The following is a 16,431-nucleotide window of genomic DNA, read 5'->3' as shown; positions in this document are numbered from 1 at the left end:
GCGCTCGCACTTAAGCGAGGAACCAACCGTACAACCTTGGGCAATGGCCGATTCGCGTTTCACGTCGACGCCAAAGTGCGCGCGTCACCAGCCCAGTACGGCGTCGCACTGCCTCTTGATGCCCGCCCCGATGCGGTTGACCAGCTCCTGGCGCTCGCCGGCCGAGCTGCCGTTGGGCGTCGTGCGCGACTCAGGTGCGATGTCGAGTCCGGCGGCGTCGGCGAGGGCGGCCTTGGCGGCGTCGGCGAAGGCGTCGGGCAGGATCTCGGCATAGTGTTTCAGCAGGGCGGCGACGAGTTCGGCGTCCAGCTTGGTGTCCTGGCACAGGCGCAGCCAATGCCGCAGACCGATGCGCTCATAGTGGTATTCGCCACCGATCGACATGGCCATCTTGCGCTCGCCCTTGCGGTCGCCGCGCGCGTCGTAGGCGAAGATCGAGGCGATGTCGTAGAACGGCGCGAATCTCGGCGCCTCGCCGACGGGCTCCAGGATGGCGTAGTTCTTGGCGTGCGCGTCCGTGCCGCCGATGAGGAAGTTCAGCATCAGCCCGATGGCGAACTGCAGGATGTCGGTTTCGGCGAACGCATTGGCGTGCAGGAAATCGATGATGGAATTCGCGCTCGGCCCCCCGTCGGACTGGTATTTTTGCCGAGTCATATAGCTCATGGCCTGGCAAAGGTCTTCCTGATGGATTCTCGTGATATGGGTTTGTCCATCGGCGTCAACTCGTTGTCTGCGATCCCAACGTGTGCTGATTATGGCCGGGGTGCCCGAAAAACTTTGAAATGTCGATTCTGAAACGGAAACATCGAGTTTCTCAAGCGTTTTCATGCAGATATATTCGTCGAAGGCTTGTTCATGCAACTGTGAGACGCCTGGTTTGAGTATGTGCGTGGTCACCGCTGCTCCCAGCGCCTCGAACCACTGATTGTTCTTTTGACGTAACGCGATTTTCCCTTGTGCGCCGTTCAATGACCAATGCTCGTTTGGCCCTTGCCAGGTTGTGGGCGCGTCTTTTGCAAGATCGGTGAGGCGTATCCCGATTTCCTTCTCGGAGATTGGCTGTAGCATTTCGGCTTTCTCGAGTAAATTCAGATTCTCTGAAGATACGAATTGGACTCCTCCTGCGCAGTCGAGCCCAATCGAGGCAAGCAGCGCAAAAGGATTATTGGTGCTGACGTCGTAAAGCCTGCCGATGCGCTGCCGCATGGTGCGGTCGTCGGGCAGCACCCCGTCAATGTAGGCTTCGACGGGTTTGCCGGTCCAAGGTTCCAGTTGCCGCGGCATCGATAGCGACAGCTGCCCTTTGGTGCCCTGGTCATATAGAAAACTATGCTTGCCGTTTTTGTCTTCGCGTAATGTTCCGATCGGCTTTCCTTCGAGGTATACGCGCAGTTCCTTGGTTCTCATCGTTTCTTCCGTTCGCGGTTATCTTCATTGATGGTGGCGGATGTATCCATGGTATCGGGAATCCCCATCTTTTTATTTTTTGGTTTGTTCGGCCATGCGCTCGAGGAATGCCTGGGCCTTGCGCTGTCCGTTTGCCGCCAGCTCCGCAAGTGTTTTCTCTCCTGTGGGAGACTTGGCCTGAGCGCTATGGGACGTAGCGCTTTTGGTATTGTTCTCCGATTGATTCGCCCGTGATTTGGCTGCTCTTGATTGTTCGGGCTGGGAAACGGATCGCGAGAATGGATATTGGATGATGGCGGTGATGCCTAGTTCGCGGAAAAGGGCAAGGATTTTTTGGGTGCTTGGATCCTCTATCTTTCCGTTTTCCATCCTGCTGAGCCATGAGCGAGGAATGCGGGTCCTCTGGGCGAGTTGCGATTGCGTAAGGCCTTTGGCTTTTCTTGCGTCGCGAAGATTGACCGAGAGTTGCGGGATGGAGCGTATTTGTGTGGTGAACGTATCCATAATGCCTCCCTGTGCGAAATGCTTCGTAGGTAAAAATTGTAGGATGAAATGTTTCGAATTCAAAACAATTTCGCAATGTGCCAAATTCGAAACATTCTGAAAATGTTTGGAATTCCGAACATGTTGCGATTGTTCGGTTAATCGAACAATTTGGCCGCGAGATCGAATGGGTAGGTCGAATGGGCAGGATGGAGAAGGGCGTATTGGGTGTGCCTCGGCAACGACTCCGGCCTATTTCCTCATCCACTTGTCGCCGCGGGCGCGCAGGCCGTTGAACAGCGAGCGGCCGCCGATGAAGACGACGTTGAAGACGGCCCAGAGCAGCACCATGCGCACGGTGGCGCTGGGATCGAAGGCGTTGTCGATGAAGTTGAGGGCCAGCACCAGCGGCAGGTAGACCACGGTGACGGCCGAGCAGGTGATGGCGAGGTACCGGTAGTCGCCGGCGCCGATGAGGATGCCGTCGAGCGCCCACATCCAGCCGGCGAGCGGCAGGAAGATGGCCACGACGATGGTGCCGATGACGATGAGGTGCTGGATGGCGGGATTGGGGCTGAACATCGGGGCGGCGAAGATGCCGAAGACGATGAGCGCCACGGCGATGCCGATGCCGCCGTAGAAGCCGGCCTTCGCCGAGATCCGCGTCATCTCGCGGGCGCGGCCGTAGCGTTTCGCGCCAATCTCAGTGGCGATGAGCGCCTGGCCGGAGATGCCGATGGCGTCGAGCATGTTCAGCACGAAGTTCCAGCTCGAGTTGACGGCCTGGTAGCCGGCGAGCACCTCGGTGCCCATGTGGGTGGCGAGCACGACGGTGGCCACCAGGCAGATGCGCAGGGCCAGCGTGCGGATGAAGAGCGGCAGTCCGTCGGCGGCGGTGCCGGTGATGCCGGAAAGCCTGGGAGCCAGCGACGCCCCTGCGTCGTGCGCCCATTTCAGTGAGGGGACGACCAGGTAGATGCCCATGAACCATTGCGCGACGAGCGTCGCCAGCCCGGAGCCCATGATCCCCAGGTTCATGCCGAAGACGAAGAGGAAGTCGAGCGCCGTGTTGAGCGCCGCTCCCAGGACGGCGGCGACGAGTGTGATGCGCACTTTCTTGAGCCCCCGGAAGATGCCGTTGGCCGCGTAGACCAGCAGCATGCCGGGCAGCCCGAAGATGACCGCGCGCAGGTAGACGACCGCGTTGGCCAGTACCTCGCCGCTCGCTCCCATCAGCCGGCACAGCGGTGTGGCGAAGGCGTAGAAGGCGGCCGAGATCGCCAGTCCGATGATCAGCGCCAGCCACAGCCCGTCGACGCCGGTCTCGAGCCCCTCGCGCTTGCGCCCCGCGCCCATGAGCTGGCCCACGCGCGAGGTGGTGCCGTAGGCGAGGAAGTTGCAGAGCCCCGCCACGGTGAGCAGGACGGTGGAGCCGATGGAAAGCCCGGCCAGAGCGGTGTCGCCGATGTGGCCGACGATGGCCGTGTCGATCAGCACGAAGAGCGGGTCGGCGATCAGCTGGCCGAAGGTGGGGATGGCCAGCGCGAGGATCTGCCGGTTGATGCGGTGGCGCTCGGCCGCGTCGATGGCGCCTGCCGGGCCGGTGGCCTCGTCGTCCGGCGTTCGTTGGGGCGCGTCTGTGGTCATGCTGGTGTCATCTTTCCGCTTCGAGGCTAGGGTTGATAAATCCGTCGCAGCTATGTCTGTATATTGAGACGCCGCGTTTCATTATGTGGGATTCATACGCTATTTTCCATCATACAGGCCGTGTCGAACGTGACCGGGCTGTGCTATCACAAGATGCGCTGTGATGCAAGTCGTCGAATAATTGTCAGGCGCTTGTCCCCATGCTATCCACAGAGTTATCCCCATGGTGTGGATAACTTTGTGGATTATCCACTGCAGTATCCCCAAAATGTGGATAACCCATCTTTTTCATCCACACTGCAGAATCCGAGCGTGTCCCGCCGAGAGACGAAAACGGTGGGCGGATGTCGAGGGCTGTCTATCGTCGAAACCCCATTTGTTCATTCCAAAAATAGATCGAACCGAGAAAGTGTGGTCGGCACTCAACCCTCCGCCATGAATCGCCTCGAACCGCCGGCAAGACCGACAAGCCGACGCGAACCGCCATGAATGGCCGGCCTTGTGGAGTTTTCGCCGAACGCGACGCGCAGTTCCGTTCTCCTCCTTATACTGGCGGCATGGCAGAAGGAAATTCTTGGTCCGGCTCCCACCAAGGCGACAAGTTCGATTCGTCGCGTTCGTCGGCGGGTGACATGACGTTGTTCGACCGCATCCCCCCGCATGACGACGAGGCGGAGATGGCGGTGCTCGGCGGCATGCTGATGAGCAAGGACGCCATCGGCGAGGTCTCGCAGATGATCGACGTCACCGATTTCTACCAGCCCAAGCACCAGACCATCTACGAGTCGATCGTCACGCTGTTCGCCGCCTCGCAGCCCGTGGACGCGGTGCTGGTGGCCAACGAGCTGATGAAGGCCGGCAACCTCGAGAAGGTGGGCGGCGCCGACTACCTGCACAGCCTCGTCGCCGCGGTGCCGACCGCCGCCAACGCCTCGTACTACGCCGAGATCGTGCACCAGCGCGCGATCCTGCGCAACGTCATCGCCGCCGGCACCAAGATCGCCCAGCTCGGCTATTCCGCCGAGGGCTCGCAGGCCGAGGACGTGGTGAACCTGGCCCAGTCCGAGGTCTACGAGATGAGCGTAGGCAAGGTGCGCCAGGACTATTCCTCGATCGGCGTGGTGGTCCACGACGCCCTCGAGCAGCTCGACGCCATGCAGAAGGGCACCCTCGAGCGTGGCGTGCCCACCGGCTTCCGTGACATCGACGAGGTGACCCAGGGCCTGCAGCCCGGCCAGATGATCGTGGTGGCGGGCCGTCCGGCCATGGGCAAGTCCACCCTCGGCGTCGACTTCGCGCGCTCCGCCGCCCTGCACCACGGCATGACCTCGGTCATCTTCTCGCTGGAGATGAGCAAGGTGGAGCTCGCCCAGCGCATCATCTCGGCGGAGACCAACATCCCCCTGGCCGTGATGCGCCACGCCGACGACATCACCCCGGAGCGCTGGAACACCCTCAACAACTTCTGGAGCAAGCTGCAGGACGCGCCGCTGTTCATCGACGACAGCCCCAACATGAGCCTGATGGAGATCCGCGCGAAATGCCGCCGGCTCAAGCAGACCAACGACCTGAAGCTCGTGGTCATCGACTACCTGCAGCTGATGAGTTCGGGCAAGCGCGAGGAGAGCCGCCAGCAGGAGGTCTCCGGGTTCTCGCGCGCGCTGAAGCTGCTGGCCAAGGAGCTGGAGGTGCCGGTGGTGGCGCTCTCCCAGCTCAACCGTGGCTCCGAGATGCGCGGCGACCACAAACCCCAGCTCGCCGACCTGCGTGAGTCCGGCTCGATCGAGCAGGACGCCGACGTGGTCTTCCTGGTCAACCGCCCCGACGTCTACGACAAGGAGGACCGCCCGGGCGAGGCCGACATCATCCTGGCCAAGCACCGCAACGGCCCGACCGACACCTTCAATCTCGCCTTCCTGGGAGCCACCTCGAAATTCAAGGATATGCCGCAGGACTACAACCAAGGGGTATGAGCATGCCAACTACGAAAAAGCCGTGGAACGCCTTCGCCACCCCGACCATCGGCAAGGCGGTGCGCGGCCTGTCTCGCCTGCTGCGCCACGGAGGCAGCGCCTTCCCGGGCAAGGTCGTCGAGGCCATCGACCCGGGCTTCCTGGCCCGCACGCTCGGCCGGCTGCCGCAGGGCGTGGTGCTGGTCTCGGGCACCAACGGCAAGACGACCACCACGCGCATGGTCGCCTCGATGCTGCGCGACCTGGGGCTGAGGGTCTTCACCAACCCCACCGGCTCGAACTTCACGCGCGGCGTCGTCTCCGCGCTGCTCACCGAGGTCTCCGCCGGCGGACGGCTTGACGCCGACATCGCCGTGCTCGAGCTCGACGAGGCCTACGCGGTTCATTTCGTCAAGCAGGTCAAGCCGCGCTATGCCCTGCTGCTCAACGTGATGCGCGACCAGCTCGACCGTTTCGGCGAGATCGACAACACCGCCCGGCTGCTGGGCCACGTGGCCGAGGCGACCACCGGCACCGTGGTCCTCAACCGCGAGGACCGGCGCATCGCGGCGCTGGCTGGTCTGGTGCCCGAAGGCACCCAGGTGCGCTATTTCGGCCTTTCCGACGACCTGCGTTCGCTGTTCCCCTCCGACGACGAGATGCACGACGGCGAGACGGCGGGGCAGACGCGGGCGGATGATGGCGCGTCCGGCGCGGCCGCTTCGTCTGTGGACGGTGCCGCTCAATCCGAAGACGCCCCGCGGCCTGCCGCCGGCCAGCCCCAGCCCGACGCCCCGGGCTCGCGCCGGCAGGCCGACGTGGTGCTGGCCTCCGCCGGCGACCACGAGGCCTCGTTCGTCATGGACGGCGAGGAGTTCGACACCACGGTGAGGCTCGAAGGAGTCTACAACCTCTTCAACGCCGCAGCCGCGCTCGCCGTGGTGCGCGCGGTGACGGGGCGGCGTGGCGAGCCCGGCAAGGCCGGTGGTGATGCCGACGACCAGGCGCTGGTGCGGGCCGTCTCGCGGGTCACCCCGGCGTTCGGGCGCGGCGAGGTCATCACCGTGAGCGGCACCCCGGTCGAGCTGCTGCTGGTCAAGAACCCGATGGGCTTCCGCCTTTCGCTGGCGAGCTTCGCGCCCGGCAGCCACGAGACCATGATCGTAATCAACGACGAGTACGCCGACGGCCGCGACATGAGCTGGCTGTGGGACGTCGATTTCACCTCCCTGCGCGCCACCGGCGTGCGGCAGGTCTCCGGCGTGCGCGCCTGGGACATGGCGCTGCGGCTGGAATACGACGGCGTCGAGGTGGGCCGCGTCGACCCCGACATCCCCGCGGCGGTGCGCGCCTTCGTGGACGTCGACCCCGCGGTGCCCAAGCACATCTATTGCACCTACACATCCATGCTGCAGGTCCGTGCGGCGCTCGGCAGGCTCACCCAGGTCGCCGACGCCGGCGTCGGGCGCTGATGAAGAAGGACGATGGCGATATGACACAGCGAACGCAAGGGACGAAGCCGATGGACGAGGCGAACGGCGCGGGTCAGGCCGGTCCGCTCGGCCAGTCGCGGCCGATCGACGTGGTCTCGCTCTACCCCAAGGACATGAACATCTACGGCGACTGGGGCAACGTGCTCACCATCAGGCGCCGTCTCAAGCTCTACGGCTACGAGCCGCGCATCCACACCTACAACCAGGGCGACCCGTGGCCCGAACAGGTCGACATGGTGCTTGGCGGCGGCGGGCAGGACAGCGGCCAGGAGAAGATCTCGGACGACTTCTTCAAGCGCGCCGACACCCTGCGCGCCCTGGTCGCCGACGACGTGCCGATGCTCATGATCTGCGGGATGTACCAGCTTTTCGGTGAGTATTTCGAGACCATCGACGGCACCAGGCTCGACGGCATCGGCGTCTTCGGCGTCTACACCGAGGGCCGCGAGCAACGCATGATCGGCAACCTCGTGGAGCATTCCGACCAGTTCGGCGACATCATCGGCTACGAGAACCATTCCGGGCAGACCTTCCTGCGCGACGGGGTCGAGCCGCTCGGCCACGTCGAGGGCGAGGGCCGGGGCAACAACGGCGAGGACGGCACCGAAGGCGCGCGCGTGCATAACGTCATCGGCACCTACATGCACGGCTCGCTGCTGCCCAAGAACCCCAAGATCTCCGACTTCCTCATCGCCGCCGCCGCGACGCGCCGTTACGGTGAGTTCCGCCCGTGGCAGGAGGAGGGCCAGAAGGCCGAGCTCGCACGCATCGACGAGACGGCCGCCAACGCCCGCCGCGTCGCCGCGTCGAGGCCCCGCTAGCGTCGGTCGGTCGGAGGCCGTCAAGGCCGAGTTCGGCATCGCGTTTGCCGGCAGCTTGGCGATGATGCGACGAATCGGATGCGCGTCTGCGGCTTCCGGAAATCCGCCGAGCCTTTTTGCCGGCGCGCTCAGTCGGCCGTGCGCCCGCCGTCGCCTTCCGCCACGCCGGCCAGTTCCTCGCGCTCGCCGCACTCATAGTATTCGGTGGAATAGGGCGTGCCGATGATGGTGAATGTTCCGTCCTCATAGCGCAGCCTGGTGGTCGCCGGGTTGGTCGGGCCGGTGAAATCGAGGCTCGGGTCAACGGTGAAGAGGAACTGCCGGATGCTCAGCCCGGAGCTGACCACGAGCACGTTGCCGCCGCCGTTGGCCTGCGTGGCCTCTCCGACTTTGCGCAGCGCGCGGCCCATGCGCCCGCGCACGTCGGCCGAGCTCTCCGCGCGGTCCTTGGCGTCGAGGTTGGTGCCCAGCGTGTTCGCGGCGTCGAGCTCATGCCAGGCGTCCTGCAGGTCGAGGTTGATTGTGGTGCCACGCTCGGCCAGCGCCTCGTCCACGGAGGCGTAGCCCATGTGCCTCACGCCGGCCAGGTCGGTCTCGGCGATGCCGCGCCCCTCGAAGCTGCCGAAGTTGTCCTCGCGCAGGTCCGGGTCGCGCTGGATGTCCACGGATTCGTTGCCGGAGTAGTCGAGCGCGCCGCGGGCGGTCAGGTAATGGCGTGTCAGCGTGCCGCAATAGGCCGCCTCGAAGGTGACGCCTTTCAGGCCGAGGCCGAAGCGCCTGATGATCGTGCGCCCCCTCTGGGTGACCGGGAAATCCGACCATCCCTGCATGATCCTCATCGCGTTGGAGGTCGTCTCGGTGTGCCGTGCCAGATAGATGATCGTGTCCCGCATCGTTTCGCTTTCCTTGTTCGTTCGTATCTTGGTCGTTTATCTGTCTCTAGGCTATACCGCGGGGGTGGCGACGCTCGAGTTCTACCGATAAGTGCGATACAGCCGTTGTTCCGCCGTCTAATCCATGTCTTCGAAGGCGACGAGGTTGGTGTTCGGATCATTTTGCGCTTCTGTTCGCAAGGGCTTGTCGAATCCATTTTTGGAGAACAGCATGTAATGGCCATGCTTCGGGCGCAGCAGTGCGGAGCGACGTTTCAGCGTCTCCCATTCCTTTACGCTGCTGGGTATGCTGCGCCACTTGCATTCGCAAAACAGCATGTCGTCCGGGTCATCGCCGGTTGCGACGATATCGATTTCCTCCTGCTGGCGGGTGCGGGGGTCGGCGCCCCACCATCTGCCGGCGCCGAGCATGAGGAAAGGAAGCTTGTCGGTGCCGTTGCGCGCCCGCAGCCATTGCCTGCATATGTCTTCGAACACCGGTCCCATGAAATCGCTGATGCCGCTCATCACGCGTGTGGCGGCGAGGTCGACGCGTCCTGACTGAATCAGTGAAATGTTGGAGGGCACGAAGCGGTACCAGAATCGGAAGAACGAGTCCTCGATGCGGTAGATTGTCTTGCGACTTGTCTTTTGGCCGAATGGGGTTTCCTTGCGCACGATGCCGAGATTGATAAGATTGCGCAGATACGTTGAGCATGACGAGGTTTCCATGTGGCATGCCGTCGCGATTGCGTTGAGCCGTGACGATCCGGTGGCGATGGCTTGGATGACGGCATTGTATTCGGCGGGGTTGCGAAGTTCCTGCTTGAGCAGGTTATCCGGTTCCTCGAACAGATAGCATCCCGGGTCGAGCAAGTTCACGCGAATGTTGTCCTCGAGACTCATCGTGTCGTCGAACTGGAGGAGATACTGCGGCACTCCACCGGTCAGACCATAAGCGGTTGCGGCATCCTCGCTGCCGTAGCTGGGAAGGAATTTCCGCGCGTCCGCATAACCAAAGGGTTCCACTTTGATCTGTGCGGTCCTCCTGCCGTAGAGCGGACTCTGGTAGCCGAGCACCTGACGTTCCATGAACGACATCGAAGACCCGCACAGGATGAGCATGAGCCGGCTGTCGTCCTTGTGTCGGTCGATGGCATGCTGAAGCACGGAATTGGCGGAGTGGTCGGCGCTCGCGAGATAGGGATATTCGTCGATGACCAGGGCGATCCTACGCTGTTTGGCCAATGCGAACACCGCTTCCACCGCGTCGGCGAGACTGCGGTGGAGCGGTGCCGAATCCATTGCGGACGGCCCGCCTTCGAACAACGCTATGCTACGGCTGAACGTCTCGAGGTTTTTGGATTCGCTGGATTCGAGGGCCGAGAAAAAAATTGCCGGACGGTTTTTCAGGAAGTGGCCGATAAGCGTGGTCTTGCCCATGCGCCGACGCCCATAGATGACGACGCATTCGAATCGGCCGGAGTCCCAGCGGCGTTGCAGCAGCGAAAGTTCTTTTTCTCTTCCGACAAACATGACCGCACCTCCGCAAATAGTAGAATCGTAATTTACTAAATTATGATTCTACTATTTACGAAGCTGTTTGGCAACCGTCGGAAAGTACGCCGATAGAAGAGTCGCTGTGGGTGGTTTGCTGCTTGTTGCATTGGGTATTCGTCCCGTTTTCTCCGATGTTCTCCGTTGCTTTGCGTTAGTTTGTGAGGGTAATCGATTATGTCCGACTTGGATTCTGAGTTCTATCTGGAACCCAGGCGCGCCGGTGCGTCGCCGAATGGGGGAGCGTGCCCGAATGGCGTTCGCGCCCAGTGGATTCATAGGTTCATGGACTACATTTGGTACCACGTAATCACATCGATCATCGAGGAGGAATCATGGCGGACTACAAACTGGGTGACGGGATGCGCAAGGTGTTTCTGGCCGGCGTCGGCGCGCTGGCGACCACCGTCGAGAAGGGCCAGGAGATCGTCGACGAGCTGGTGAGCAAGGGCGAGCTGACCGTCGAGCAGGGCAAGTCGCTCAACAGCGAGCTCAAGCGCAAGGCGCAGGGGGCCAGGGACGGCTGGAACCAGGCAGGCAAGGACGACGAGGCCGATGCGCCGGCGGACAAGGCCGACAAGGCCGAAGGCGAGAAAACGGCCGACTGATTTCCCGGGTTCTGATGTTCTGATTGACGACGATGGGTTTCGTCGTCGTCGCGTCTTGGCGGAGTGCTGGGCGCGGTGAAGGCGTGGCGATCGTTTATGCGTCCGGGCCGGCCGGTGGCGCCCGGCGGTTCGAGCGCGGCCGGTTGGCGGCGGATGTTGCGAGTGACGGGTGGTGGCGATGGTCGACAACGCAAAGTTGGCCAAGAACGATGGCCAGGATGGCGGCGAGGGGAACGGTATGCCCTCCGACGGCCTGGGCCGGAACGCCGTATGCGGCCAGGCTGAGTCTTCGGTTTCGAAGGGCGCGGACGATATTCGGCAAACCGCGGATGATGCGATCGGCCGGAACCGGGATGGCGATGTGGCCACCGGTGTCTCTGATGCCATCGCCGACAGGCGAGGCGACGAAGCCGAAACGGCCGATGCCATGACCGGCGGTCAGACCGACGATTCGAAGATGGCGAATGGCGGAGATGACGCCAGCGCCACTGCGGACGCCCCGTCCAATGCCAAGGCCGACACGTTGCCCTATGCCAAGCCCGCCACCACGGAGACTGTCAAGCAGCCCAGCCTGTTCGGGCCGCGCGAATCCTTCTCGCAGCGCTACCATCTCACCCGTCGCGGCAAGATCAAAAGGCTAGGCGAGATCGCCCGCATCATGCGCCAGTTCGACATCAGGCACGGGCTCACTCCGGTCAAGATGCGGCTGATGTTCGAGGCGCTCGGCCCCACCTTCGTCAAGGCCGGCCAGATGCTTTCGATGCGCTCGGAGATTCTGCCGCAGCAATATTGCGACGAGCTGGCGAAGCTGCGCGCCGACGTGGACCCGATGCCCTACCGGACCGTCCTCGACACCCTCAGGCGCGAATACGGCAGGCCCGTCGACGAGGTCTTCGCCTCCATCGACCCGACGCCGCTCGGCTCGGCCTCCCTGGCACAGGTGCACCGTGCCACGCTGGTCACCGGCGAGGACGTCGCCGTCAAGGTCCAGCGCCCCGGCGTGCGCCAGACGATGGCGCAGGACATCTCGATCATGCGCTCGATCGCCAAGGCCGCCACCAGGGTGATGGGCGACAGCCTGCAGGTGGTCGACCTGCTCGGCGTGGTCGAGGAGCTGTGGAGCACCTTCTCCGACGAGACCGACTTCCTGGTGGAGGCGCGCCACCTCGCCGAATTCAAGTCCTTCTGCAGCCGCTACCGCTATATGGACTGCCCCAAGCCCTACTCGCGCTTCTGCACCGAGCACGTGGTGGTGATGGACTACGTCGACGGCATCTCGCTGACGCACACCGACGAGCTGCGCGCGGCGGGCTACGACCTCAAGGAGATCGGCACCAAGCTCGTCGACAACTACGCCGCCCAGATTCTCGACAGCGGCTTCTTCCACGCCGATCCGCACCCCGGCAACGTCATCATCTCCGGGCGCCGGATCGTACTGATCGACCTGGGCATGACCGGCCGGCTCAACCGCAAGTCGCGCGCGCTGCTGCGACGGATGGTCTTCGCCGTGGGCAAGCAGGACTCGCCCGCGCTCGCCGACGGGCTCCTGCGCTTCGCCGGCATGCAGCAGGACCCGGAGGACTACCCCCAGCTGCTCGCCGACCTCGACGTGATCGTGGAGGAATACGGCAAGGTGGACCTCTCCGAGCTCGACATCGCCGACTTCATGGCCTCCCTGACCAACCTCGCGCGCCGCCACGGCATCGAGGTGCCCAGCTCGATCACCACGATGGGCCGCGCGCTGGTCACCCTCGAGGGGCTGCTCGACGAGTTCATCCCCGACGTCAACATGATCCAGATCATCACCGACCACATCACCTCCAGCACCCCGGTCGCCAAGGCCGTCAAGGACGAGGCCAGGACGCTGGGCATCGAGGGCGACAAGGCGCTGCACGGCGCGCTTTCGGCGCTCGCGGAGAGCCAGGTCGCCGCCAGGATGCTCACCCGCGGCAAGCTGCGCATGAACATGGAGGTGGTGGGTGGCGAGGAGCCGTTGCGTCAGGTCTCCGACATGATCAACCGCCTGACCATGGCGCTGATCGTCGTCGGCCTGTTCGTCGGCTCGTCGATCATCTATTTCGCCGGCATGAAGCCGATCATCTTCGGTATCCCGGTGGTCGGCTTCATGGGATACGTCGTCGCCTTCATCCTCTCGGCATGGATCGTCTTCGACATCTACTTCAAGGGGCGCAAGGCCAGGAAGGCCGCCAAGGCCGCCCGGCGCCGCTGATTGCCGCGCCCGCGTGCCGGAATAACAAACATCCGCGCGGCCCTCGATGGGGAACCGCGCGGATGGATGATGAACTAAGTGGCTGGCGCTCAGTCGATCAGGCCGTAGAGACGGTCGCCGGCGTCACCGAGGCCCGGCACGATGTAGCCGTGCTCGTTGAGCTTCTCGTCGACGCCGCACACCACGACCTTGAAGTCGATGGACGGGTCGAGCGTTTCCTCGACGCGCTTGAGACCTTCGGTCGCGGCGAGGATGTTGATGGAGGTGATGTCCTTCGCGCCGCGCTCGGCGAGGTAGTGGGTCGCCGCGACGGTGGTGCCGCCGGTGGCGAGCATCGGGTCGAGCAGGAAGCACTGGCGGCCGGTCAGGTCCTCGGGCAGGCGGTTCGCGTAGGTGATGATGTCGAGGGTGTCCTCGTCGCGCTTCATCCCGAGGAATCCGACCTCGGCGGTGGGCAGCAGGCGGGTCATGCCATCGAGCATGCCGAGGCCGGCGCGCAGGATCGGCACCACCATCGGGCGGGGCCTGTCCAGGTGCTTGCCGGTCATCTTGCAGATCGGGGTCTCGATCTCGCGGTCGACGACGTCGAGGTTGCGGGTCGCCTCGTAGGCCTCGAGCGTCACCAGCTCGCTGACGAGCTCGCGGAAGATGTTGGAGGGTGTGTTCTTGTCGCGCAGAACGGTGAGCTTATGCTCAACCAGCGGATGATCCAAAACATGAAGTTGCATACTTCAAGAATATGCCGAACCATGGTTATTGTGAAATTTTGGTCAGGAATATCACGAGGTGACCATATTGGAGGCCCGGAAACCGGCCGTCATGTGTTCACAGGCCGAGAGCCGAAACGTGCGATTGCCGCGTACCGGTGCGAAACAGAGCCGGAAACCGGCGGAAGCGGTGAACAGGAAGTAAAACGCTGAACCGTGAAAGCGCCTGTCGGCGCGAACGCCGCTCGCAGCGGCAAAAAATGAAGCCCGGGGCTTAAGCACGGCTCAGCGCGACTCCCAGCATAACAGCCCGCCGTGCCCAGCCACGCCGAGCGCGTAAAAGTGAGGGTGTGTCGCCCCTCTATTCGAGCTTGCCCTGGCGCCAGAGGCTGGCGCCGTGACGGAAATCACGCGAGGTGGTCATCAGGTTGCTGGCCGTGTGCATCAGGCGCGCCGCCACCGTGCGCGGGTCCTTCGAGGCCGGCCCCGCGGTGCTGGCCGGGCCCATGCCCTTGCGGAACCGGGCGTCGGCGTGCTCCAGCGTGGAGTCGTAGCGGTTCGCGGGCCGTTCGGATCCATCGGGAACCTGCGTCGCGGCCGCCTGCGGCCCGTCTTCGCCCAGGCCGTCGCGCTCGGCGCGTTCGATGTCCTGCCGCAGCTGCTCGAGACGGGCCTGCCGCTTGGCGTTGCGCGCGGCCTCCTGCTTGCGGGCGCGCATGGTGAGCACCTTCGCCTCGAAGCCGAGGCCCTTGGCGACCACGTCCACGAACGCCGCCGCGCGCTCCATGGCCACGGCGAAATCGCCGGTGAAGGCGCCGGAGAGGATGGAGTCGGCGGTGGCGGTGATGTCGGCCTCGCTCGGTGGGGTGTCGACGCCCGCGATGGCCGACGCGGCGGTCTCCTCGGGCTCGGCCACGCGCCAGAGCCGGGCGATGGAGGCCTGGTTGCGGCGCATCCAGGTGCGCAGCAGGTAGAGCCGCCATAGGATGCCCGGTAGCGAATCCGGCTCGGAATGGCTCCACAGTTCGGCGATGATGTCCACGCCCTCGCGGTCCACCAGCGTCAGTACGCGCTGCACGACCTGCGGGTCCTGGGTGTGGTGCACGCGGTCGAGCAGGGCCGAAGCCGAGGCGTGGCTCATCTCGCTGATCTCCTCGGGGTCCATGCCGCCGGCCATCTTCTCGGTGAGCGCCGGATCGAGCTGGGCCGGGCGCGAAGGGCGCGAGGAACCCAGGCGGGTGGGGGCGAAGCCCGGGTGGCTTGAGTTGACGGAACCGGAGCTGTAGTGCACTGAATTAGTAGACAAGGGGCGCCATTCTTTGGATATCGATGATGCGCGGGCCTTCGGGGGTGCCGATCACGAACAACGCCACAGCACTGCCCGTGGGCATGTACGGTGATTTCGCGATGAGTCGCCTGGCCAGCGCCTTGGACACACACATTGTACGCAGATGTTCGAAGATTCCGCCGATGACGGGACGGTGCATGCACACCACGCTCGCGCGGCCGTCGCGGATCTCGCGGGGCGAAAGGGCCACCGCGCCCGGGGTTTGCGGGCCGTCGTGGCCGTCACCATTGTCGTGGCTGCTTCCGTCGCCGTCATCGTCCCGCCGTTCGCCGTCGGCGATCAGGGCCTCGATGCCCGCTTTCACCCGGTTCCAGGCCCCGTCGGGATCGGCCGCGAAGCGCGCCTCGGTCAGCTCGGGTACCGGCGTGACCGCAAGTCGGGTGTGCCAGGCGTAGGGTTCGATGGTCTCCATGCAGCGCAGCCACGGCGAGGAGAACAGGCGGAAGGGGTTGTAGCAGGCCAGCTCCCGGGTCAGCGCGAAACTCGCCGAGGCGCCTTTGGGGGTGATGGGCCGCTCGGGGTCGCCGCCCTTGAAGTGTTTGCGCACCTCGGCCTTGCTGTGGCGCACGATGATGACCGCCCTGCTGCCCAGCGCCCCCTGGCGCACGCGGTCGACGAACAGGTCGAGCGTATCGCGGTCATGGGCGTGCGAGAGCCGTTTGCGCGCCTCTGGAATCGACATCCAGCGCACCTCGTCGACCTCGTCGGTGCCGGCGCGCATTATCGGGCCGATCGCGCTCGTGCGGCGCCGCCGGTCCTCGTCGGGGATGGGCCGTGCCATCCAATAGGTGACGTGCTTGACCGACACCGCGCGGGTCCTGGTACGTCTGGCGTCGACGCCCTCGGCGTTGAGCGGATAGCTCACCTCGCCGAGCGCCGGCCCCAGCGCGACCGGCACCCCGGTCTCCTCCTCGATCTCGCGCACGGCGGCGTGACGGTCGGATTCATTGGCTTCGATCTTGCCTTTCGGCCAGCTCCAGTCGTCATATTTCGGCCGGTGGACCATGCAGACCTCGAGGCCGGGGAAGGTGGCCTGGGCGGCGGGGGAGCCGTGGCGTCGTTTCCCGTGCTTCCTGTGGTGGCGGCCGTGGTGGCCATGCCGGTCGCCGTGGCGTTCGGCCTGCCCTGTGGCGCCATTGCCTTCCGGAGCCGTGTCCGCGTCACCGCCGGAGGCCAGCGCGCGCATCGCGTCCATGCCGAGCGGCACCGGATACGCCTCGGCCGGTACGCCGTCGGGCCGCGTCCAACGATAGGGGATGCCGCCCGCCGCCTCGACGATATGCGATGGCCTCGCGCCCATATG

Annotated in this window: 13 protein-coding genes; 5 read left to right on the top strand and 8 right to left on the bottom strand. The window is 64.2% G+C overall.

Annotated elements, in window-relative coordinates; genetic code table 11:
- Positions 1 to 84: 84 nt before the first annotated feature.
- From PT282_RS07095 to PT282_RS07085, 3 genes are all read right to left on the bottom strand, one after another.
- Positions 85 to 1,410, bottom strand: a complete 1,326-nt coding sequence (locus PT282_RS07095; RefSeq protein ID WP_277168826.1) for a type II toxin-antitoxin system HipA family toxin — start codon at positions 1,408 to 1,410, stop codon at positions 85 to 87.
- 72 nt (positions 1,411 to 1,482) lie between these two features.
- Entirely contained in the window at positions 1,483 to 1,914 is a 432-nt protein-coding gene (locus PT282_RS07090; protein WP_277168825.1) for a helix-turn-helix domain-containing protein, read from the bottom strand.
- Positions 1,915 to 2,145: 231 nt separating this feature from the next.
- Positions 2,146 to 3,540, bottom strand: a complete 1,395-nt coding sequence (locus PT282_RS07085) for an MATE family efflux transporter (RefSeq protein ID WP_277168824.1) — start codon at positions 3,538 to 3,540, stop codon at positions 2,146 to 2,148.
- Positions 3,541 to 4,172: 632 nt separating this feature from the next.
- On the opposite strand from PT282_RS07085, the gene dnaB reads away from it, so the two are divergent.
- From dnaB to PT282_RS07070, 3 genes are read left to right on the top strand one after another with little or no spacing between them, the layout of a single operon-like run.
- A complete protein-coding gene (gene dnaB, locus PT282_RS07080) occupies positions 4,173 to 5,513 on the top strand; it encodes a replicative DNA helicase (protein ID WP_374114171.1) in 1,341 nt (446 codons plus the stop codon).
- Entirely contained in the window at positions 5,510 to 6,964 is a 1,455-nt protein-coding gene (locus PT282_RS07075) for a Mur ligase family protein (RefSeq protein ID WP_277168821.1), read from the top strand. Before dnaB ends, PT282_RS07075 begins: the two co-directional genes overlap by 4 nt.
- 50 nt (positions 6,965 to 7,014) lie before the next feature.
- Positions 7,015 to 7,806, top strand: a complete 792-nt coding sequence (locus tag PT282_RS07070) for a type 1 glutamine amidotransferase (protein ID WP_277168985.1) — start codon at positions 7,015 to 7,017, stop codon at positions 7,804 to 7,806.
- Between the two features lie 128 nt (positions 7,807 to 7,934).
- On the opposite strand, the gene PT282_RS07065 is transcribed toward PT282_RS07070, so the two are convergent.
- Together PT282_RS07065 and PT282_RS07060 are read right to left on the bottom strand one after the other, a co-directional pair.
- Positions 7,935 to 8,699, bottom strand: coding sequence for a histidine phosphatase family protein (locus PT282_RS07065; protein WP_277168820.1), 765 nt, complete (start codon positions 8,697 to 8,699; stop codon positions 7,935 to 7,937).
- A 117-nt stretch (positions 8,700 to 8,816) separates the two neighbouring features.
- Positions 8,817 to 10,214: an ATP-binding protein gene (locus tag PT282_RS07060; protein WP_277168819.1), complete on the bottom strand. Its 1,398-nt coding sequence runs from the start codon at positions 10,212 to 10,214 to the stop codon at positions 8,817 to 8,819.
- A 356-nt stretch (positions 10,215 to 10,570) separates the two neighbouring features.
- Here PT282_RS07060 and PT282_RS07055 point away from each other — a divergent pair, with 356 nt between their 5' ends.
- Together PT282_RS07055 and PT282_RS07050 are read left to right on the top strand one after the other, a co-directional pair.
- Positions 10,571 to 10,843 carry a phasin family protein gene (locus PT282_RS07055; protein WP_277168818.1) on the top strand — a complete coding sequence of 91 codons (273 nt, stop codon included), beginning with the start codon at positions 10,571 to 10,573 and terminating at the stop codon, positions 10,841 to 10,843.
- A 427-nt stretch (positions 10,844 to 11,270) separates the two neighbouring features.
- On the top strand, positions 11,271 to 13,073 hold the full coding sequence (locus PT282_RS07050; RefSeq protein WP_374114170.1) for an ABC1 kinase family protein: 1,803 nt from the start codon (positions 11,271 to 11,273) through the stop codon (positions 13,071 to 13,073).
- A gap of 89 nt (positions 13,074 to 13,162) precedes the next feature.
- On the opposite strand, the gene upp is transcribed toward PT282_RS07050, so the two are convergent.
- The 3 genes from upp to PT282_RS07035 all read right to left on the bottom strand — a co-directional run bounded on the left by upp (position 13,163) and on the right by PT282_RS07035 (position 16,428).
- Positions 13,163 to 13,801, bottom strand: a complete 639-nt coding sequence (gene upp / locus PT282_RS07045; RefSeq protein ID WP_277168816.1) for a uracil phosphoribosyltransferase — start codon at positions 13,799 to 13,801, stop codon at positions 13,163 to 13,165.
- A 340-nt stretch (positions 13,802 to 14,141) separates the two neighbouring features.
- Complete coding sequence (locus PT282_RS07040) at positions 14,142 to 15,014, bottom strand: hypothetical protein (protein ID WP_374114169.1); 873 nt, start codon at positions 15,012 to 15,014, stop codon at positions 14,142 to 14,144.
- Positions 15,015 to 15,075: 61 nt separating this feature from the next.
- Positions 15,076 to 16,428 (bottom strand): NUDIX hydrolase, encoded by a 1,353-nt coding sequence (locus PT282_RS07035; RefSeq protein WP_277168814.1) that lies wholly within the window; start codon positions 16,426 to 16,428, stop codon positions 15,076 to 15,078.
- Between the last annotated feature and the right edge of the window lie 3 nt (positions 16,429 to 16,431).

The organism is Bifidobacterium sp. ESL0763 (assembly GCF_029433395.1).
Lineage (GTDB): Bacteria > Actinomycetota > Actinomycetes > Actinomycetales > Bifidobacteriaceae > Bifidobacterium.
The sequence above is the reverse complement of the archived record's forward strand: the minus strand, read 5'-3'. Positions and strand labels throughout refer to the sequence as shown.

What these genes read in the sequence shown, in the direction of transcription:
- PT282_RS07095 (WP_277168826.1), bottom strand. Translation starts at nt 1,410, where the DNA reads ATGAGAACCAAGGAACTGCGCGTATACCTCGAAGGAAAGCCGATCGGA.
- PT282_RS07090 (WP_277168825.1), bottom strand. Translation starts at nt 1,914, where the DNA reads ATGGATACGTTCACCACACAAATACGCTCCATCCCGCAACTCTCGGTC.
- PT282_RS07085 (WP_277168824.1), bottom strand. Translation starts at nt 3,540, where the DNA reads ATGACCACAGACGCGCCCCAACGAACGCCGGACGACGAGGCCACCGGC.
- dnaB (WP_374114171.1), top strand. Translation starts at nt 4,173, where the DNA reads ATGACGTTGTTCGACCGCATCCCCCCGCATGACGACGAGGCGGAGATG.
- PT282_RS07075 (WP_277168821.1), top strand. Translation starts at nt 5,510, where the DNA reads ATGAGCATGCCAACTACGAAAAAGCCGTGGAACGCCTTCGCCACCCCG.
- PT282_RS07070 (WP_277168985.1), top strand. Translation starts at nt 7,015, where the DNA reads ATGGACGAGGCGAACGGCGCGGGTCAGGCCGGTCCGCTCGGCCAGTCG.
- PT282_RS07065 (WP_277168820.1), bottom strand. Translation starts at nt 8,699, where the DNA reads ATGCGGGACACGATCATCTATCTGGCACGGCACACCGAGACGACCTCC.
- PT282_RS07060 (WP_277168819.1), bottom strand. Translation starts at nt 10,214, where the DNA reads ATGTTTGTCGGAAGAGAAAAAGAACTTTCGCTGCTGCAACGCCGCTGG.
- PT282_RS07055 (WP_277168818.1), top strand. Translation starts at nt 10,571, where the DNA reads ATGGCGGACTACAAACTGGGTGACGGGATGCGCAAGGTGTTTCTGGCC.
- PT282_RS07050 (WP_374114170.1), top strand. Translation starts at nt 11,271, where the DNA reads ATGACCGGCGGTCAGACCGACGATTCGAAGATGGCGAATGGCGGAGAT.
- upp (WP_277168816.1), bottom strand. Translation starts at nt 13,801, where the DNA reads ATGCAACTTCATGTTTTGGATCATCCGCTGGTTGAGCATAAGCTCACC.
- PT282_RS07035 (WP_277168814.1), bottom strand. Translation starts at nt 16,428, where the DNA reads ATGGGCGCGAGGCCATCGCATATCGTCGAGGCGGCGGGCGGCATCCCC.